Consider the following 20,655-nt stretch of genomic DNA (forward strand, 5'->3'; position numbering starts at 1 on the left):
AGAATGCATTTGCACCGCTCGGCTCATTTTCGGGCCAGACTTCAGAGACGCGCTAACTGGCACCATGAGATTAAAACAGATAAAACTTGCCGGCTTTAAGTCGTTTGTCGATCCCACGAAAATTCCTTTTTTACAGGCATTAACCGCCATTATTGGCCCAAATGGCTGCGGTAAATCGAACGTGATCGATGCCGTGCGTTGGGTGCTCGGTGAAAGCTCGGCGAAGCACCTACGCGGTGATTCTATGGCCGATGTGATATTTAACGGTTCAAGCGCGCGAAAACCTGTGTCTGTGGCGGGTGTTGAACTTATTTTTGAAAACAAAGAGGGTCGCCTCGCTGGTCAGTATGCCAGTTATGAAGAAATCGCCGTTAAGCGTCAGGTGAGCCGCGACGGTGAGTCTTGGTATTTTCTCAATGGTCAAAAGTGTCGTCGTAAAGACATTACCGACTTGTTTATGGGCACAGGTCTTGGCCCGCGAAGTTATGCCATTATCGAGCAAGGCACTATTTCCCGCCTGATTGAATCTAAACCCCAAGACTTGCGTACCTTTATTGAGGAAGCCGCCGGGATTTCCCGCTATAAAGAGCGTCGGCGCGAAACTGAAAACCGTATTCGCCATACCCGCGAAAACCTCGAGCGTTTGGGCGATATTCGCAGTGAGCTCGGTAAGCAGTTAGATAAACTTGCGCAGCAGGCTAAAGCCGCTAAACAATATCGTGAGCTTAAACAGGCCGAGCGTAAGACCCATGCTGAACTCCTTGTGATGCGCTATCAAGAGTTGCAAGATCAGATGGCGAGCCTATCTGAGCAGATAAGTGCTATTGAAGTGCAGCAAGCGGCGGCGCAGTCACTCGCGCAAACTGATGAATTACAGACCACTGAATTGCAAGTGCAACTCGCGCAATTGGCGGAGCAAGAGCAGCGAGCGGTTGAAGCCTATTATCTGACCGGTACTGAGATCGCTAAGTTAGAGCAACAGCTACAGAATCAAAAGCAACGCGACGCCCAGCTCGAAACCCAGTTGGCGCAAGTCAAAGAGCAGATCCAACAAAACACCGATAAGCTTAACGGCTATAAAGCGAGTCTTAGCGCGTTAGAGCTTGAACTTGCCAAACTTGGGCCACAGCATGATGAGCAACAAGAGCTCATGGATGAGCTGCAATCCCAATGGGAAATGAGCATAGAACGCAGTCAGCAGCAGGCCGAAGTGGCGCGCCAACAGGCAGCGGATGTTTCTCAGCATAAGTTACAGCTTGAACTGCGTCGCAGCCAGTTAGCGCATCAGCAGCAATTACTGCAACACAAACAGCAGCAAAGTCGTGAGCAGCAGGCGCAACTTGTGGCGTTAATGGACGGTGATCTCGCATCGAGTATTACACCATTGCAGCAAGATATTGAGTCTTTGGATGATGCGCTCACACTGCAAAATGAAATTAATCATCAGCAAGAACAAAGTGTAAGTGCAAGTACGCAAGCCTTAGATGAAGCCCGCCATAGCGCTGAGCACATTCAGCAGCAATTAACTGCGACTAAAGCGCGCCATGAGCTGGTTGAACAGTGGTTGACTAAGCAAGAACAGCAGAGTGATAAACCGCAGTTATGGCAGAGTTTAACTGTTGAAAATGGTTGGGAAACCGCGGCCGAACTCGCCCTAAATGGCTTGTTGACCTTGCCCGTTGGCGTCACTGAAACTGAAATGGGGTTTCAAGCGTTAGCGTCACAATCAAGCCAAAGTGAATTTTTACAGGCTAAGGTGAATCTCGCCCCTTGGTTAGCGGGGCTTAAGTGGGCAAAGGATATCCATGCAGCGAAAGAACTGCTGCCACAGCTAACATCCGATGAACGGATTGTCACTGCCGACGGTTATCTACTGGGACAAGGTTTTTTAATCACTAAAACAGAGGGCGCCCAGTCACTGGTGCAACTCAGTAAAGAGCAAGCTCAGTTAGCGCAAAATATCCTCGATTTGCAACAATCCCTGCAGATTCGGCAAGACAAGATGACAGATCTTGCGGCTATTTTGCAGCAACAAAGACTGCAACTGACCGATGGCGCGCAAAAATTACATCAATTGCAGTTAGACAAAGCGACTAAGTCGATGCAGCTTAGTGGTTTAATCGAGCAAGTGAAGGCGCGCGTCGAACAGCAAAGTAAACTTGACGCGGCTTTAAGTACGAGTTTGATTGATATTGAACGCTTAAGCGAGCAATGCGAATTATTAGCAGAACAAGAAATGGAGCTCGATGAGACGCTGCAGGCTAGTGAAGATATTCAGCGGCAACTCATCCAAGACACACAGGCCGATAGTGTGCGCCATCAAGCATTAAAAGGGCGTATTACTGAGGTAGAACGTCAATTATCAGCCACTGCGACGGGTTTGCAAGCCGTGACGATGCGCATGGCCGTGAGCACGGAGCAAATTGAATTACAGCAAGTGCGTGTCAATGAACTCATCCACTCCCGCGAGTCTGTGTTAACAGAACTTGCCAAAGTTGCCCAATTGAGTGGGGTGCAAAATAGTGTGCAGCTGACTGAACAGTTAACGCAGTTACTAAAGCAACAACATGAGCAACAACAGGGCTTAAAAGAGGTTCGTCAGCAGCAAAGTGTGCTCACAGACACATTAAACCGTATAGGAATAAAGCAAAAACAAGAGCTTGGTAAGCTTGAGGACTTGACTCAAAGCCTGAGCACGTTAAAGTTACGTCGTGAAGGAATAAAAGGCCAAGCGAATAGTCAGCTGGAAGCCTTACAGGAACAGCAAATCATTCTGTCTGAAATCCTTGGAAACTTGCCCGCAGAGGGGATGCCAGACAAGTGGCAGAGTGATTTAGATCAAATACGGCAGAAAATTGTTCGTTTAGGTGCTATTAACCTTGCGGCGATCGAAGAATTTGAACAGCAAAGTGAGCGAAAATCTTATCTTGATCATCAAGATGACGATTTAAATAAAGGGCTTGCAACCTTAGAGGAAGCGATTCGTAAAATAGATAAGGAAACCCGAAGCCGCTTTAAGACGACATTTGACTCCGTCAACGAAGATCTCGGACGCTTATTTCCGAAAGTGTTTGGTGGCGGCCGAGCTTATTTAGCGTTAACTGACGACGATTTGTTAGAAACGGGCGTGACTATCATGGCCCAACCACCGGGGAAGAAGAACAGCACAATCCATCTTCTTTCGGGTGGTGAAAAAGCATTAACCGCTTTATCATTGGTATTCGCCATTTTTAGGCTGAATCCTGCTCCCTTCTGTATGTTAGATGAAGTGGATGCGCCATTAGACGATGCCAACGTAGAACGCTTCTGTCGATTGCTAAAAGAAATGTCACAGAGCGTACAGTTTATTTATATCAGCCATAACAAAATAACCATGGAAATGGCGGATCAACTTATTGGCGTGACTATGCACGAGCCCGGTGTGTCTCGTATAGTTGCGGTAGACATAGAGCAAGCGGTGGCGATGGCTGACGCTGGATAACTAGAAGAAAGACAGGGTAACCAATGGAAGATTTGCAACTAGTATTGTTCGTTTTAGGCGCCATAGCCATAGTTGCTGTGCTGGTGCATGGATTTTGGTCTATCAGAAGACAACAGCCTAAATCATTGAAAGATAGCCCAATGAGCAACTTTTATAAGAAACAGGCTGAGAAAGGTGAGCCGAGTCCGAAGCGGATCGATTCAGAAGGGTTTGATGCCGATGGTATTGGCGCCGTACGCGTGCGCAAAGCCGGTGAACTTGCACCTAACAACGAAACTCCTGCGGCCAATCCTTATTTGAAGCAGGAAGTAAAGCTAGAACCTAAGCCTGAATTTAAACCACAAGAGTTTAAATCAACAGAGTTTAAACCAGAGTTGAAAGTTGGCCCTAAACACGAGCCAGTGACAGCTCAGCCTGATTTTAGCTTGCAGCCACCTGTGGCAAAAGAGCAACACCGTGGCCCGAAAGTCTCGCGTCAAGAGCCCGTTTTGAACACTCAAGCTAGCATGCAAACTCCGCCAATGGGTCAATCCCATGCGGCTATCGTCGCGCAAAAAGCAGCTGAACAGGAACATGCGTTACTTAGTGCAGTTCCGCAGCAAACGGCCTTGTTTGACGAAAATGAATATAAAGAAGATAGCTATCAAGAAGAGGTTGTCGAACAAGCCGCTGAAGATGAGTTAGGTGAACCACGCGACGTACTGGTATTACACGTGGTCGCTAAAGAGGGTCTACAGCTTAACGGCGCCGAATTGCTGCCTTGTTTCTTAACCTTGAATTTTAAATATGGGGATATGAATATTTTCCATCGCCATGTGGATAATGCTGGCAATGGTAAAGTATTGTTCTCGATAGCGAATATGCTAAAGCCTGGCGTGTTTGATCCGGATAATATGGAGCAGTTCAGTACCCAAGGGGTGGTGTTTTTCATGACTTTGCCTTGCTACGGTGACGCCCTTATGAACTTCTCGATTATGCTTAACTCGGCGCGCCAACTTGCGGATGATATCGATGCGGTGGTGCTTGACGGACAACGCCAACCTTGGGGTGAGTTCACTAAGCAAGATTATTTACACCGCATTCGCGCTAACGCTTAAGCCGACACCGCAACTTGGCGGTTAATAGATTGATGAGGCCGCTATTGCGGCCTCATTTTTTGTGATCTACTTTTTGTGATCTAAAGAATTCTGGATAAAGAATATGCAAGACATTCAACTCGATACACTTCTGTCTAAAGACGTCACCCCAGAAAACGCATCGCAGGTGATGCAGGCGCTCAGCCAATCGCTGAACGAGCACAACATTCGTTACTATGTGGACGATGCTCCGAGCATTACCGATTCTGAGTACGACAGGTTGATGCAGCGTTTACTCAAGTTAGAAGCCTTGTATCCCCATTTGATTGTCGCTGATTCACCGACTCAAAGGGTGGGCGGATTAGCGCTCGCCAAATTTGATCAAATCACGCACCTTAAGCCTATGTTAAGCCTAGATAACGCCTTCGATGAGGCGGATTTCAGTGCTTTCCATAAGCGTGTCACCGATAAAGTGGGTGAGGTGAGCTTTTGTTGTGAGCCTAAACTCGATGGCCTTGCCGTGAGTATCTTGTATCGCCATGGTGTGCTCGAGCGTGCGGCGACGCGCGGCGATGGTTCAGTGGGTGAAGATATCACTGAAAATGTGAAAACCATTAAATCGATCCCGCTTAAATTACGTGGTCATGATTTTCCCGAGCTCGTTGAAGTGCGCGGCGAGGCTTTTATGCCAAAAGCCGCTTTTGAAGCTTTGAATGATAGGGCGCGCGCCAAAGATGAAAAACTCTTCGTGAATCCGCGTAACGCAGCAGCCGGTAGCTTGCGACAACTCGACAGTAAAATTACTGCTGCCCGTTCATTGGCTTTTTATGCCTATGCGCTTGGTGTTGTTGAGCCGGATTCCCATCCGTTAGCTAAAACCCATTTTGAACAGTTGCAACAGCTTAAGTCGTGGGGTTTACCCGTTAGTAGCGAAATCAAAGTCTGCGCTGAACTAAGCCAAGTCTATGACTACTACAAAGATATTCTCAGCCGTCGCGGCGATTTAGCCTTTGAAATCGATGGCGTAGTGATGAAAGTTAACGACATTGCCCAGCAGCAACGTTTAGGTTTTGTGGCTAAATCACCCCGCTGGGCGATTGCTTATAAGTTCCCCGCACAGGAAGAAATGACCCAACTTGAAGGCGTTGATTTTCAAGTGGGCCGCACAGGTGCTGTGACGCCAGTCGCGCGCTTAAAGCCTGTGTTTGTTGGTGGCGTGACGGTATCGAATGCGACGCTGCACAATGCCGATGAAATTGCCCGTTTAGGCATTAAGGTCGGTGATACGGTGATCATCCGCCGCGCAGGCGATGTGATCCCACAAATTGTTGCCATAGTGCCTGAAAGACGCCCTGAAACGGCGACTGACATTGTATTCCCGCACAATTGTCCTGTATGCGGCAGTTTAGTTGAGCGCCTAGAAGGTGAGGCTGTGGCTCGCTGTAGCGGTGGTTTATTCTGCGAAGCGCAGCGTAAAGAAGCGATTAAGCATTTTGCATCCCGCAAGGCTTTAGATATCGATGGCATGGGCGACAAAGTCGTTGAGCAATTGATTGATAAAGAGTTAGTTCAAAGTCCTGCGGATCTGTTTAAGCTCACCGCTTCTATGATGACTATGCTTGACCGCATGGGGATGAAGTCGGCAACCAATTTAGCTGCCGCGATTGAAGCGGCCAAAACCACCACTCTTGCGCGTTTCTTATATGGCTTAGGTATTCGCGAAGTGGGCGAGGCGACGGCAGCAAACCTGGCGGCGCACTTTGCCAGTCTAGATGCGCTGCGGGTGGCAACTGTGGAGCAGTTAACCGAAGTGGAAGATGTTGGTGCTGTTGTTGCACAGCATGTGGCCCATTTTTTTGCCCAGCCCCATAACCTTGAAGTTATTGATGCTTTAGTTGCTGCAGGTGTTCATTGGCCTGCCATTGAAGCACCTAGTGCAGATGCTCAGCCGCTTAAAGGCCAAACTTGGGTATTGACTGGCACCTTAAATCAGCTCAATCGCAATGATGCTAAAGCTCAGTTGCAGGCGCTGGGGGCGAAAGTGGCAGGCAGTGTCTCCAAAAATACCGATTGTTTAGTGGCAGGTGAGGCGGCAGGTTCAAAACTGGCTAAAGCGCAGGAGCTTGGTGTTAAAGTGATGGATGAAGACGAGTTGTTAGCCCTTCTCGCCGCGAACGCTTGATTGGCGTCATTTCAGAGAGGGCGTTGGCTTGATGTTGATTCAATGCCGGCTGTAACGGCTGCAGCCTTGTATCAAGGGGTGAATACCGCCGAATAGCCGATATTAAATAGTGCCTGGCCCAAGGCGCTATTTTTTTGTCTGAAAATAATCAAGGTGCGGAAAGATTATCTGCTTTGGCTATTGAATTAACCGCGATTGGCACCATCTCCTTGATATGCTGTTTTAGATTTTGCTGATTGGAAACCTATTTGAATTTTAGTCACATCACTTGGCTCGATGATAAAGGCCACATTAAACCGCCCATCTTTTTATATGCGCTTTTGGCTTATCTCGCGCGTGGTTGGTGTATTTTTATCGCCTCGCTGACTCAGATGGGTGACCGTTCTGAGTTAGTGCGGATTTTTTACCCTGAAAAGTCAGATTTTTTGCTAGCACTCGGGGCGGGACTTGGCGCGGTTTTGATTTATCTTGTGGTGATAGCTGAACGTCGACGTTCGCCCCAATGGTTAAGACCGATTTTTGTGCATTTAAAATGGGGGTTGTGGTTGCTGTTGATTATTGATGGCGTTTTGTTGGGTCAGCGATTGATCCATGGCCAATTTCTGTTTCATTGGAGTCTTGCTTTAGATGCTTTAATGTTATTTTGGTCGAGTATTTATCTTATTAAATCGAAGCGACTCAGTTATTACCTCCGTGATTGGGCAAAATAAGAAGCTAAAGAACTTCAGACTTAGTTTGTATCGTATTGTTATATAATAACTTTATTTAGAACTGAGCGGTGGGGCACATGACGATGTGTTCTATCCCTCAGTTTGATAAGGATTTTTACCTTATTTCTCCATTGAATGCTTTGAATCATCTATAGTTATATGTACTTAGCTTAAATGTGCCCTGTTGGATACGCAGATAAGGCCATCTGTTTATATCCACATTACATTTGAAAGGAGTCATATTGCGTGGCAAAAGTACCTCAAAAAAAGTTGTTACTGTCAGAAATTCAACTTGGCATGAGAGTCAAGTTGCCTTTGTCATGGACGAACCATCCTTTTTTATTTAACCGTGTTGATATTAGCAGTGCCGCTCAAATCGAAATGATCCGTGGCTTAGGCGTCCCCTATGTTTTTTTGTTATCTGAATTGAATGCCGAACTGGATATTGTTGAAGAAGATGACATCGAAGATGAGATAGCAGTTGAACCCGAGCGTGATCTTAAGGCCGATACCCGTAAGGCGATGCGTTTGAGTCAGAAGCGTTTTTTAATGAATGTGAATAACTGCCGTAGTGTGTTTGGTAAAATAGTCAGCGATCCTGAAGGCGCCTATCGTTTATCGGCGGCACTGGTTGAAGACTTACTCAGCCATCTACAGGAAGTTGAAACACCGTTCCTAACATTAGTTGGAATGGATGATAATGATGTCAGTGTGACCCAACATGGCGTCTCTGTGGCTGTGCTGGCAATGATGATAGGTCATGCGCTGGATTTAACTCCAAGAGAGCTGCGTGATATTGCTCTTGGTAGTTTGTTACATGACATTGGTAAACTTAAGGTACCTGATGTTATTCGCCGTAAGCGAGGCTCTTTGACTACACACGAAGCAAGCTATTTGCAAATGCACCCTAATTTTGGCTTTGACATGCTGAATCGGTCGGGATTATTCCCTAAAGAAGTGCTGAATGTCATTTTACACCACCATGAGTTTGTTGATGGTTCAGGATTTCCTGACGGATTGACGGGTCATAAAATCCCTATCATTACGCAGATCGTGAGTTTGGCAAATGACTACGATCAACAGCTCAGTGGCCAGCAAGTGACATCTCCTCAAGTAGCATTAGGTTATTTGTTTAAAAACCGTGCGAGTAAACATTCAGAATCACTGATTTCTGTGTTGGTTAAAATTCTTGGCATCTACCCACCAGGAACTATAGTAAAGCTCTCCGATGACAGTATTGCGAAAGTGATCATGACCACCAAAGAAGTGAGTCAACCCCAAGTGTGGGCCTGCAAAGTGGACGGGAGTGAAGCATCGCTGCGTTTTTTAAGTAATGAAGGCGTGACAGTACAAAAAGCCATCAAGGCGGAAGAGTTGTCCGAGGGTGCTATTCGTACCTTACAAGTCGATAAAGGGATTAGTTTTTATTTTAGTTCGCTACAAACTTGAATCTTATGTGCTAAGTTCCGTATTCTATCCGCTGATGTGATTCCCTTAGGGCTAATATGGCGAATGTAAAAGCAGAAAACAGCGCAGTAAAATCCAGTGTTGCTTTGGTCGGTTGTGGTTGGTTTGGTTTTGCTTTGGCAAAGCAACTTGTCCATGAGGGCTATCGAGTCACTGGCTGTAAGCGCAGTGCCGAAGAATTATCGGTATTAACTGAAGTCGGGATTGAAGCCTATCCGCTGCAATTGGGCCACGAAGCATCATCTGCCCCCGATGCTCAGGTGTTAAGCGGTTTATTTCAGACCGATTATTTAGTGGTCAATATTCCTCCCCGATTAAAGCGTGGTAATGCCGCTTATCTTGAAGAATTACAACAACTCATCGAATTAACTCAAGGCTGGCAATATCAGCGGATTGTGTTTATCAGCACTACGGGCGTATATCCGACCCAAGATAAATTGATGACAGAAGCCGATGCGATGGCAGAATCAAGCGATAGCCAAGTGCTGTTAGATGCTGAAGCTTTATTTCAAGCATTGCCCCATGCCTGTATCGTTCGTTTTGCTGGACTCGTCGGTCCTAAACGTCATCCTGGGCGTTTTCTTGCTGGAAAAACTGATGTGAGTGGGGCGAATGTCGCAGTAAATTTAGTCCATCTTAGCGACTGTGTGCGCGCCGTTAGCGCAATTCTCGCGGCAACTCATTCTGGATTATCAGTGGCGCCGATTTATAATCTTTGCGCACCTTCACATCCGACTAAAGCTGAGTTTTATCAAGCTGCTGCCGAATCTCTAGGTTTAGTAGCGCCAGAATTTAATCAACAATCTATGCCGAGTAAAGTCATCCAAGCTGATGCGATTGTCACAGATTTAGGCTTTCGATATCAGTATGTTTCGCCGCTGGATATGCTAGCGGCATGTTGAGAAAGGTTCATTACTGTAAAAGGTAAAAGTCGAACTTTTAGGTTATCTTTGGGTTCCAAATTTGCTTTAGCAAATGTGTAATCCTTATTTATTTAAACAAATGACGAATAAAAAGAGACAATATAATGGGCGTGTTTAATCGAGTTCGACCTATAGCAGTATTTGCGTGCGGATTAATGCTGAGTGCCAGTTTTGCCCTGCAGGCTGCAAGTTTCGAAGAAGGCAAGGATTATGTCACTGTGGCGGGCATTACCGAAACGCAAAAGCCAGTGCTGCGGGAGTTTTTTTCTTATAACTGCACACATTGTTATAAGCAAGAACCGCTCATTGAGTCGACAGTAAAGCTGCTTGGCAAAGATGTGGCCTTTGAGCGTACACCCGTTGGTGCAGGTCGTCCCGCTTGGGAATTGAGCCAGTTTGCCTATTATATGGCGCAAAAATTAAAGATGACTAAGCAAACCCATGGTGCCATTTTTAAGCAAATTCATGAGAAAGGTGAGCAATTTACCACCCTTGAGCAAGTAAAAGCCTTTTTCCTTGCCCAAGGCGCTAGGGTGGATGATGTCGATGCCGCGATGAATTCCGTCGATGCAAAATTCACCCTAATGAATTATGACTCTCAAGCTGAGCTTGCTGGGATCAAGGGGGTACCGTCATTACTGGTTAATGGCCGTTATATGCTGACCTCAACCGCACATACCGCAGAAGAATTGGCGGCGTTAGTGAAGTTTTTAGCTGCGAAGTAACGGCATTTTATAGACGGACGGCACGCGATGTATCATGCGATGAAAGTTGCTTGTTGCGAGTAACGCTTAGTCACGTTTCCTCAAGGTAGATTGAGTAACCCAGCATAGGCTGGGTTATTTTTTGTTGTAAACCTGCAAGGTGACTGTGAGTCAAACCCTAACATTTTGACGAAATAACATGATGAAATGAAACGGTAAGCAATTGACCTGACCTAGGTTTGATGAAATGAAACGTCTCTAATTAATTGAGGAACTCATGATTAGAATTCTCAATAATCTAGGCTAAAAATCTTAAATCATCTGATTTTTAGCCAGTCTAGAGCTGTATTAAAGGTCATTTAAATTTCTAATTTCCCTAGTTCAGACAATAAGTTATTTCTATTTATTGGATGAAAATCCTCTTTCTCCATTCACATCCCACTCATTCATGTTCGACATTGGTCTAATCTGTTTAAAAAGTTAAAACCGCATCAAAATGTAATGTCATTGTTAACTCTTTGAATTTGTTTCTGTTCGCTATTTTCGGACAGTGTTTTGAATCACGGGTTAGACGAAAGTCGTGATTGTGCTCACACCAGCTGTTGCTAGATTAAACATGACTTAAAATTAAAACAGCACAGGGGAGTCACTATGGGTTTTGAAAACAACGACAAGGCAAAGGGTTATTGGCGCGAGAATATTCGTCTCGTACTGAGCTTATTAGCCATTTGGGCGGCAGTTTCTTTTGGATGCGGCATTTTATTGGTTGATGTACTCAATGAAGTCCATTTCATGGGATTCAAATTAGGTTTCTGGTTTGCACAACAGGGATCTATGTATGTATTCGTTGCGCTTATCTTTGTCTACGCGGCAAAAGCCAACGCCTTAGATAAAAAATATAACGTACAAGAAGACTAAGGAGCTTTGAGATGGATGTTCAAACACTCACATATATTATCGTAGGGCTCTCATTTGCGCTCTACATTGGGATTGCAATCTGGACCCGTGCGGGTTCAACCAAAGAGTTCTATGTTGCTGGCGGCGGTGTTCACCCTGTGGTGAACGGTATGGCAACGGCGGCAGATTGGATGTCAGCGGCGTCATTTATTTCGTTAGCGGGTATTGTGTCTTTCGTCGGTTACGATGGTAGCGTGTACTTGATGGGCTGGACGGGCGGCTACGTATTGCTTGCCCTTTGTATGGCACCGTATTTACGTAAATTTGGTAAGTTTACTGTGCCAGATTTCGTCGGTGAGCGTTATTACTCACAGGCGGCACGTACAGTCGCGGTTATCTGCGCTATCTTTATTTGCTTTACGTATATTGCAGGGCAAATGCGTGGCGTGGGTGTTGTGTTCTCGCGTTTCCTTGAAGTGGATGTGGATACGGGCGTATATATTGGTATGGCGGTCGTGTTCTTCTACGCGGTACTCGGTGGTATGAAAGGGATTACCTACACTCAGGTTGCTCAATACTGCGTACTGATTTTCGCCTTTATGGTTCCGGCTATTTTCCTTTCAGTGATGATGACGGGCCACTTAGTACCGCAAATAGGTTTTGGTGCTGAGTTACTGGATGCCGCTGGCAATAATAGCGGTGTATATTTGTTAGAAAAACTCAATAACGTTTCGGTTGAGCTCGGCTTTGCACCTTACACCGACGGTTCTAAGAGCATGATAGATGTGTTCTGTATTACGGGTGCCTTGATGGTGGGGACTGCGGGTTTACCCCATGTTATCGTGCGTTTCTTCACTGTACCTAAGGTGAAAGATGCACGTATCACTGCAGGATGGTCGCTTGTTTTTATTGCGATTATGTACACCACAGTACCTGCGTTAGCAGCGTTCTCCCGCGTGAACATGATTGAAACTATTAACGGTCCCGATTCTAAAGGTGTGGCTTATGAGTCTGCACCAGATTGGATTAAGAACTGGGAAAAAACCGGTTTGATTAAGTGGGATGACAAAAATGGCGACGGTAAAATTTACTATTCGTCAGGTAAGATTGAAGATCCCGCTAGCAAAAATGAAATGAAGATTGATAACGATATTATCGTACTTGCTACGCCAGAAATCGCTAATTTACCAGCTTGGGTTATCGCCCTCGTGGCGGCGGGTGGTTTAGCAGCAGCGTTATCAACATCTGCAGGCTTGCTATTGGTGATTTCAACGTCGGTTTCACACGACCTATTGAAAAAGAATTTAATGCCTAACCTTTCCGATAAAAAAGAGCTGCTATATGCTCGCTTGGCGGCAGGTATCGGCATTGTGATTGCGGGTTACTTTGGGGTGAACCCTCCTGGTTTCGTGGCGGCAGTGGTGGCATTCGCCTTCGGATTAGCGGCTTCCTCACTGTTCCCTGCCATTGTTATGGGTATTTTCTCTAAGACAATGAATAAAGAAGGTGCGATTGCCGGTATGTTAACGGGTCTACTGTTTACTGCTGGTTATATCATCTACTTCAAGTTTGTTGATCCAACGGCTAACATCGCGGCTAACTGGTTCCTGGGTATTTCACCAGAAGGTATTGGTATGGTAGGCATGTTAGTGAACTTCGGTGTGGCAGCTATAGTGAGTCGAGTCACTGCGGCAACACCACTGCATGTTCAGGAGATGGTTGAATCGATTCGTTTCCCTAAAGGTTCGGGTGAAGCAAGCGGCCACTAACCTTACTGCGTAATGGTGAGTACCAACACAAGAGAGCGCTTCGGCGCTCTTTTTTATGGCTCTTTTGGCCAGCCTTTATGATTCTGTGGGGAGTCACTTTATTATGCTTGCGGCTGACTTTAGTCGAATGTAGCGTAGCGACAATGCAGGCTATAGTGATGACATCTCAGTAAAAATTCGCCTAAAGAAGGTATTGCCTATGAATGCCAGTGAGTTACAACCCGTAGTGCAATTTCTACAGGGACTTGTGCCCTTTGATGCTCTGCCTGAGGATGTAGTCGTGCGCTGCGCTAAGGCTGTTACTGTTGGGTATTACAGCAAAGCCTCTGGTTATGTTAATTTCGACGCGAATTCGCCTAAGTTGTATATGGTGCGTAGCGGCGCCTTTGAGGTGCGCGATCCTGACGGCGTGTTGGTGGATAGAGTGGGTGAGGGTGAGTTTTTTGGCTTTTCTACTTTGTTATCAGGGGAAAAAGTCGTTAATAAAGTCGCTATTCTTGAAGACGGTCTAGTTTATCATCTGCCCCAAGCCTTGTTTGATAGCCTTAGGAGTGAGAGTCGTCACTTCGATAAGTTTTTTACCCGCGCCTTCGCAAAGCGTTTACGCCATGAGGCCCGCTTTAAGGCAAAGGATCTGACGACCACAAGTCGGATAAGTACCTTGATGTCTTCCACTCCCATCGTTATAGATGCCCAAGCTAGCGTGACTCAGGCGGCACTCTTGATGCGAAATCGCCGAGTATCGTCCTTATTGGTGACGGATAATCATAAATTGGTTGGCATCTTAACCGATAAGGATTTGCGTAATCGCGTGTTAGCAGCTGGGCTTGATGGCAGCGTTGCTGTGCATCAAGCCATGACGGTTTCACCTATCTCGATTTCCTCCAATGCATTGATTTTTGAAGCCATGCTGCTGATGAGTGAGCATAATATTCATCACTTACCTATTATCGATCAAGATAAAGCTATCGGTATGGTGACCAGCACTGACATCTTGCGCGGGCAGGGCTCACAACCGCTACTGTTGATTGGTGAGATAGAACGGCAGCAGGATCTTGCCAGTTTAATTGGTGTCAGTAAGCAAATTCCCCTATTGCTGCAAAATCTTATTAGTGCCGATGCCAGAGCTGAAGAAATTGGCCGAGTGTTAACCTCTGTCACCGATGCGCTGACGCGGCGATTAATCTTGCTCAATCAACAATTGCTTGGTGAACCGCCAATGGCCTTTTGCTGGTTAGCATTTGGCTCGCAGGGACGACAAGATCAGGCTGCGTGTTCAGATCAAGATAATGGCTTGTTAGTCGCAGAAGAGATGGATGATTTTGCTAAAGGTTATTTTGATGCCTTAACCCATGCCGTGTGCGCAGGGCTTGACCAATGCGGTTATGAATTTTGTCCCGGCAATATTATGGCGCAAAATCCCCAATGGCGGATGTCACTCAAACAGTGGCAACAGGTATTTGAAAAATGGGTCATAACGCCCGAGCCTAAGGCGTTAATGCACGCCAGCATCTTCTTCGATATGCGATCGGTTTACGGTCCACAAACTCTTTTTGATGCCTTACAGGATAAAGTCTTAGCTCAAACCCGCGATAACGATATTTTCCTCGCGGGTATGACTGGCAATTCGCTGGTGGAGTCGCCGCCGCTAGGATTTTTCCGCAAATTTGTACTCGAGCGGGATGGTAGTGAAGTTAAAGGCATAGATTTGAAGCATAAGGGCAATGCTTTGATTAACGATATTGCCCGTGTTTATGCCTTGTCTGCGGGCATTAAAGAAGTGAATACTGCAAAACGTATTCGTGCCTTGATGGATGCGAATATTCTCAATCGACAAGATGCGCTCAATTTGGCTGATGCCCACGAGTTTATCGCCCATATGCGGTTATCGAACCAAGGTTATCAACATAATCAAGGGGTAGAGGTGAGTAATTATTTGCTGCCTGGGCATTTATCTTCGCTGGTTCGTCATCAGTTACGTGACGCTTTTAAAGTCGTACATGAGGCGCAGGCGGGGATGAAGATGAAATTTATGCGAAGCTTTTGATATGAATACATTGTTGCTGAAAACTCAGCTCAATTGGCGGGCGCTGCGTTGCCAACATCATTTATTTAAAGGCTATTATCAGTCGCTGTTGCCTCTACTGGCAATGCCGTTATCCGAAGCGCCGTTAACGGCGATGGATTTGGAGATGACAGGGCTCAATCCACAGCAAGATCAAATTCTCAGCATTGGATTGGTGCCGATTGAGCGCGGTGAGATCCCGTTGGCACGCGCCGAGCAAAAGTTAGTGCAAATTCGCGGTAGTGTAGGCCAAAGTGCGACGATCCACGGCATTCTTGATAATCATTTGGTACAAGCCGTCACCATTGAGGAAGCCATGGGCTGGTTTATCAATCAGACCTATGGCCGCGTGCTGGTGGCACATCATGCCCCTTTAGATTGTCGTTTTTTACAGCAGGATTTATTGACGATTTATCATCAAGCCCTTGTTTTACCTGCAATTGATACTTTAATGGTTGAAAAGCACCGTTTATTACGGGAGCACTCAGTGATTAAAGAGGGGAGCTTGCGTCTCGGTGCTTGTCGCGAACGTTACAGTTTACCCATTTATACAGCCCATAGCGCACTGACCGATGCCTTAGCTTGTGGGGAATTATTACTCGCGCAAATGGCCGCTATGGGCGGTGCGGCAAAGCTTACTGTGGCTGATTTACTGCAAAAATCGACTTAGTCAGTGTTAACAGAAATCACTTTTTGTGGTGGGTGAATCCATTTGAGATGGATTGGTTTCACCTGGATTTCACTTTGATTTCATCTTAGGTTAATCACTGACAGGCTAAACTCAGTTGACATTTAATCCTCTGTTCAAATTCAACCTGCCGTTAACTTGGCAATCCAACCAACTTGTACTTCACTCTACTAAGTTGAGTGTGTAGGAGAATATGATGCCGTTACCTTTACTTTGGGTGGGTGGTGCCGTAATCGGCGCGGTTTTGCTGGCCGATGAGCGCGAGCAGCGTCAACAGCTAGAGCGTGACAGATTACTCGGTAAGGCCCCTAAGTACCCCGCTGCCAATCGCGCTATGATGGCACCACCGAGTCAATGGCAAAAGGGATTAAAACAAGTATCGCCAATTCCTGGGAGTATCGTCTGTTGTTATGTTTTTGGTGTGATTGAGCATACTGGCATTTGGCTTGGTGATGATTGCCTCGTAGAGTTACATGGCTCAGGGCTGGTGCGGGCTGTATCGGTAAAGCGTTTTTTAGCGGGACGGACCGGTAGCCAAATCTATCTTGCCTGTAATCACCAACATCAGCCTCTTATTGCCGACTCTGTGTTGCCCCGCGCTGAACAGGCGATTTATCAGTATCGGGAATATGATTTATTCGACAACAATTGCCATCGATTTGTCTGGTCTTGTATTAGTGGCAGCGAAGGCGTGATTAAAGGCTTTAACGAGTTAAATCAAAAACTCGCCGAACATTTTAATCAAGCTATCTATTGGGATGAGATGATCATTAGCAAGCTGAATGAATAAGTTCTGTAGTCATATACTAAAAAAGCCATCGATTAAGATGGCTTTTATGTTTTAGTGAAACACTATGTAATCGTTTTGCATAAACCGTTTACGGCTTACAAAAATAATCTACAGCGCGTTTGACTAACTCTATGCCTGTTTTGTCACAAGGCGGTAACTCGGCATCACTGATATTGATAGGTGTGACGCGATTTCCCCATTGCAGCAAGAGTGCAGCAGAGGTTAAGCCTGCGCCAAAGGCACAAGAGAGTATGGTTTGATTCGGCTTGATAATGCCTTGTTCTAACGCATCACAAATCGCAATTGGAATCGTCGCCGCCGAAGTATTGCCATAATTAGCGATGTTCACGAAGGCTTTTTCTTTCGGGATTTTCATTCGGCTAACTAAGGTATCAATAATACGTTCGTTGGCTTGATGTGGGATCACGAGATCCACTTCATCCTTATCAACACCACATTTTTCAAGCACTTTAGTGCTCAATTTATTCATTCCGTTAATCGCACGCTTGAAGATTTCTTGGCCATCGAATTCAATGAAAAAGTCCAATGAGTCGGCTGAGAATCTGTCCATCGCCGTGCCAAAGCCCGCTTTCAGAATATCACGACCTTCAGGATCGTTATTCAGCTCATAACCGAGCACGCCACCGGCAACATCTGTCGCTTCAACTACAACTGCACCCGCACCATCACCAAATAGCACTGCGGTTTCGCGGCGTGACCAATCTAAATAGAAAGATAAACGTTCAGCACCAATGACTAATACTTTCTTGCTCTGGCCACTCTTGATTTGTGAGCTGGCTAAACCTAATCCATATAAGAAGCCACTGCAGGCAGCATTGATATCGAATGCTGCACAACTGGCGCCAATATTAGCTTGTACAGTGGATGCAATATTTGGGATCAAAGTGTCTGGGCTGGCGCTAGCCAGAATGATCATGTCGATTTCACTGCCATCGATACCCGCAGCTGCGAGCGCGCGTTGTGCTGCAACTGAAGCGAGTTCAGAGGTGTTAACATGACTGATATGGCGCTGGCTAATCCCTGTGCGAGATTTAATCCATTCGTCGGATGTCTCGATAAAGGTCGCAAGATCATCGTTGGTCAGCGTGGCTGGTGGAACACATTTGCCCCAACCTGTGATAGTGGCGTACTGCATGGTGGTTTCTCTCAAATAAAAAAGGCAGAACCTGAGCGCTGCCTTGAATCGACAACAAAGCTTATCGGCAACTCTAATGGCCGTCCGTGATCTAGACCACCTGTTTGGCGACGAGATCTCGAATTGTCATTACGGCATGCAGAATATGATGACGCAGTAGCGCCGTCGCTTTTTCTGTTTCTTTCAGTTTGCAGTGGTTGAGCAAAGCCCTGTGCTCATGCTCTGCGGCAGGAATTCCCCCCGCGAGCAATAACTGCAAACGAATGTATCTATCACAATTAGTATTGAGGCCGTGAACAACCTCAAGGGTGTGTGGGCGATTAGCCGCCTGATATAAGCAAGTGTGAAATTGCGTATTCAACTCGCTCCAACTGGCGACGGCATCTTCATGTTTGAAGGCCGACTCCAATTGCTCGAGTACACATTCTGCTTTTTCTAAATCAGCCTCTTGAAGTCGTGGGATCGCTTTCGCAAGCAGATCGGTTTCGATCATTGCACGTAATTCAAAGAGTTCGGTGACTTGTTCGACGGATAAAACGGTCGCAGTCGCACCTTTATGGGGCTCAAACTTAACGAGTCCTTCAGCTTCGAGTTGCAATAACGCTTCTCTCACCGGAATACGGCTGACATTTAACGCTTCAGCCAAGGCACTTTGTCTGAGGGGTTCTCCTGCGGCTATGTCACCTGAAAGAATTCTCTCTCTGAGCACTTCCACAACTAACTGGGTGCGGGTTTTGTGGACGATAGGCGTAGTTCGACTCATTATTTCCGTCTATTTCGGGTATTTTCTCGTTATTTGCCCAAGATTACCGTTAAAAACACCACAAATAAAGGGAAATGCTTGATTGAGTGCAGTATCTCAGAGACTAACAATGCCCAAAAGACGGGGTTTTTTGTAGTTTTCTCTTACGATTTGAAGCGCATTCCTTGCGAGCGGCTTCGATGGCAACGGTGGCAATTATTTGTAAAAACGCTGTTCAGCTTCTTCGATTGAGTATTTTGATTAAAACAGTGTAATTACACATTTCACTGCTGGATTTTTTGTACTCTGATTGGGTAGGACAATTGCTATCTCGCATAGACACAAGCTGTGCATAGAGATTTGCCTGTACAGCCACGAAATATCACTAACGCGCAATTTAGCACTAAAAGCATAACTTCAGCGGTGCAATTTCTGATAATGAATGGAATAATAGCGCGATAACGCCTTAGGCGATTTGGGAGTATTACAGTGAGTCGAGCAGTATTTTTAGACCGTGATGGTGTGATTAACAAAGACCATGGTTATGTCCACCTAGTGGATGACTTCGAATATATTGACGGTGTGTTTGAATCTTGCCTCTCTTTAAAAGAAATGGGCTACAAGTTAGTTGTCGTCACTAATCAATCCGGTATTGCCCGTGGCATGTATACTGAAGACCAATTCCACAGCTTAACGGAGTGGATGGATTGGAACTTTGCCGACAAAGGGGTCGAGCTCGATGGTATTTACTATTGCCCGCATCATGCCGAGAAAGGCATAGGGGAATATAAGGTTGATTGTGATTGCCGTAAACCTAAGCCGGGTATGCTCAATGATGCGGCGCAATTCTTAAAAATCGACTTAGCGAACTCAGTCATGGTTGGCGACAAAGCTGAAGATATGCAGGCCGCGAAAGCTGCGGGCGTGACTACTCGTATATTAGTGCGCAGTGGTAAGGTTATTGCTGATGACAGTGATGCCACTGTGGTACTCGACAGTATTGCCGATGTGCCAGCTTACTTAAAAAGCCTAGGCTAGTCGCTACGCTACTATTTAATAAGCAGATAAACATTTGCTTATTAAGTTCATCTCAAGTAGCTACTATCATAGTAGCCAGTAGCGTGGGTTGTTGCTCTTGTTGAATGGAAGCTTGCGTTAAAAGCGATCTAATATGGCATAAAGAGCTAACTAATAGGTTGGCTCTTGTCATTTCTAGCGCTGGGTTAACCTCATCTTTTGCCTTAATCCAGCACAAATTCGATAATATTGGCGTTAAAACACACTTTTAGTTTAAAAAGTGTGCGCTTGAATCGTTTTTCGTAATTATTCGCGCCAAAGGGGTTGCGGTAAAATCTGACATCCCTATAATGCGCATCCACTGACCCAGCGGGGTCAAGGGTTAAACGCTGAATAAGCCGCTAACCATGCTCTTTAACAATTTATCAAGCAAATCTGTGTGGACACTCACAGGTGTTGAGTTAATCGAAACTGCTTAGCCTTAGGGTTGGCAGTCAAAAATTTAAATCAATGTTTTCAAGTCATTCTCCTTACGGGAAGGGTGATTGAGTGTTCATAGTAATATGTACATACAGTAATGTATGAATTGAAACGCGATGCTTCTTAGTGAGCAAAGCGAATCAAAACAGTAGAATTCATTGAGCCGTTTGACGTAAGTCAAACAACAAAACTTTAATTGAAGAGTTTGATCATGGCTCAGATTGAACGCTGGCGGCAGGCCTAACACATGCAAGTCGAGCGGCAGCGCAAGGGAGTTTACTCCTGAGGCGGCGAGCGGCGGACGGGTGAGTAATGCCTAGGGATCTGCCCAGTCGAGGGGGATAACAGTTGGAAACGACTGCTAATACCGCATACGCCCTACGGGGGAAAGGAGGGGACCTTCGGGCCTTCCGCGATTGGATGAACCTAGGTGGGATTAGCTAGTTGGTGAGGTAATGGCTCACCAAGGCGACGATCCCTAGCTGTTCTGAGAGGATGATCAGCCACA

Annotated in this window: 15 protein-coding genes and 1 rRNA gene; 14 read left to right on the forward strand and 2 right to left on the reverse strand. The window is 46.0% G+C overall.

What is annotated here, in order from left to right:
• The first annotated feature begins 64 nt into the window (after positions 1-64).
• The 12 genes from L5M11_RS12385 to L5M11_RS12440 all read left to right on the forward strand — a co-directional run bounded on the left by L5M11_RS12385 (position 65) and on the right by L5M11_RS12440 (position 16,752).
• Positions 65-3,481 carry a chromosome segregation protein SMC gene (locus L5M11_RS12385; RefSeq protein WP_263192242.1) on the forward strand — a complete coding sequence of 1,139 codons (3,417 nt, stop codon included), beginning with the start codon at positions 65-67 and terminating at the stop codon, positions 3,479-3,481.
• Positions 3,482-3,504: 23 nt separating this feature from the next.
• A complete protein-coding gene (gene zipA / locus L5M11_RS12390; protein WP_263192245.1) occupies positions 3,505-4,578 on the forward strand; it encodes a cell division protein ZipA in 1,074 nt (357 codons plus the stop codon).
• Between the two features lie 103 nt (positions 4,579-4,681).
• Positions 4,682-6,739 (forward strand): NAD-dependent DNA ligase LigA, encoded by a 2,058-nt coding sequence (ligA, locus tag L5M11_RS12395; protein WP_263192247.1) that lies wholly within the window; start codon positions 4,682-4,684, stop codon positions 6,737-6,739.
• 248 nt (positions 6,740-6,987) lie between these two features.
• Positions 6,988-7,449 carry a DUF2919 domain-containing protein gene (locus L5M11_RS12400; protein WP_263192249.1) on the forward strand — a complete coding sequence of 154 codons (462 nt, stop codon included), beginning with the start codon at positions 6,988-6,990 and terminating at the stop codon, positions 7,447-7,449.
• Positions 7,450-7,695: 246 nt separating this feature from the next.
• Complete coding sequence (locus L5M11_RS12405; RefSeq protein ID WP_263192250.1) at positions 7,696-8,898, forward strand: HD-GYP domain-containing protein; 1,203 nt, start codon at positions 7,696-7,698, stop codon at positions 8,896-8,898.
• Positions 8,899-8,954: 56 nt separating this feature from the next.
• Positions 8,955-9,818, forward strand: coding sequence for an NAD(P)-binding domain-containing protein (locus tag L5M11_RS12410; protein ID WP_263192252.1), 864 nt, complete (start codon positions 8,955-8,957; stop codon positions 9,816-9,818).
• 125 nt (positions 9,819-9,943) lie between these two features.
• The gene (locus L5M11_RS12415) at positions 9,944-10,564 is read left to right on the forward strand and encodes a thiol:disulfide interchange protein DsbA/DsbL (protein WP_168824137.1); all 621 of its coding nucleotides are present in this window, start codon (positions 9,944-9,946) and stop codon (positions 10,562-10,564) included.
• A gap of 630 nt (positions 10,565-11,194) precedes the next feature.
• Entirely contained in the window at positions 11,195-11,461 is a 267-nt protein-coding gene (locus L5M11_RS12420) for a DUF4212 domain-containing protein (RefSeq protein ID WP_006082142.1), read from the forward strand.
• 11 nt (positions 11,462-11,472) lie between these two features.
• Positions 11,473-13,209 (forward strand): sodium:solute symporter family protein, encoded by a 1,737-nt coding sequence (locus L5M11_RS12425; RefSeq protein ID WP_131523557.1) that lies wholly within the window; start codon positions 11,473-11,475, stop codon positions 13,207-13,209.
• 199 nt (positions 13,210-13,408) lie between these two features.
• Entirely contained in the window at positions 13,409-15,256 is a 1,848-nt protein-coding gene (locus L5M11_RS12430; protein ID WP_168824135.1) for a DUF294 nucleotidyltransferase-like domain-containing protein, read from the forward strand.
• A gap of 1 nt (position 15,257) precedes the next feature.
• Positions 15,258-15,944 (forward strand): exonuclease domain-containing protein, encoded by a 687-nt coding sequence (locus L5M11_RS12435; RefSeq protein WP_168824133.1) that lies wholly within the window; start codon positions 15,258-15,260, stop codon positions 15,942-15,944.
• Positions 15,945-16,158: 214 nt separating this feature from the next.
• Positions 16,159-16,752 (forward strand): lecithin retinol acyltransferase family protein, encoded by a 594-nt coding sequence (locus tag L5M11_RS12440; RefSeq protein ID WP_263192255.1) that lies wholly within the window; start codon positions 16,159-16,161, stop codon positions 16,750-16,752.
• Between the two features lie 88 nt (positions 16,753-16,840).
• On the opposite strand, the gene L5M11_RS12445 is transcribed toward L5M11_RS12440, so the two are convergent.
• Both L5M11_RS12445 and L5M11_RS12450 read right to left on the reverse strand, forming a co-directional pair.
• The gene (locus tag L5M11_RS12445) at positions 16,841-17,908 is read right to left on the reverse strand and encodes a ketoacyl-ACP synthase III (RefSeq protein WP_028760951.1); all 1,068 of its coding nucleotides are present in this window, start codon (positions 17,906-17,908) and stop codon (positions 16,841-16,843) included.
• A 91-nt stretch (positions 17,909-17,999) separates the two neighbouring features.
• Positions 18,000-18,671 (reverse strand): GntR family transcriptional regulator, encoded by a 672-nt coding sequence (locus tag L5M11_RS12450; protein ID WP_263192258.1) that lies wholly within the window; start codon positions 18,669-18,671, stop codon positions 18,000-18,002.
• A 468-nt stretch (positions 18,672-19,139) separates the two neighbouring features.
• Here L5M11_RS12450 and gmhB point away from each other — a divergent pair, with 468 nt between their 5' ends.
• Positions 19,140-19,688 (forward strand): D-glycero-beta-D-manno-heptose 1,7-bisphosphate 7-phosphatase, encoded by a 549-nt coding sequence (gene gmhB, locus L5M11_RS12455; RefSeq protein ID WP_198574014.1) that lies wholly within the window; start codon positions 19,140-19,142, stop codon positions 19,686-19,688.
• Positions 19,689-20,340: 652 nt separating this feature from the next.
• Positions 20,341-20,655 (forward strand): 16S ribosomal RNA (locus tag L5M11_RS12460); the annotation flags it as partial.

It is taken from the genome of Shewanella sp. SM87, from assembly GCF_025653705.1.
In the GTDB taxonomy this organism is placed as follows: domain Bacteria; phylum Pseudomonadota; class Gammaproteobacteria; order Enterobacterales; family Shewanellaceae; genus Shewanella; species Shewanella oncorhynchi.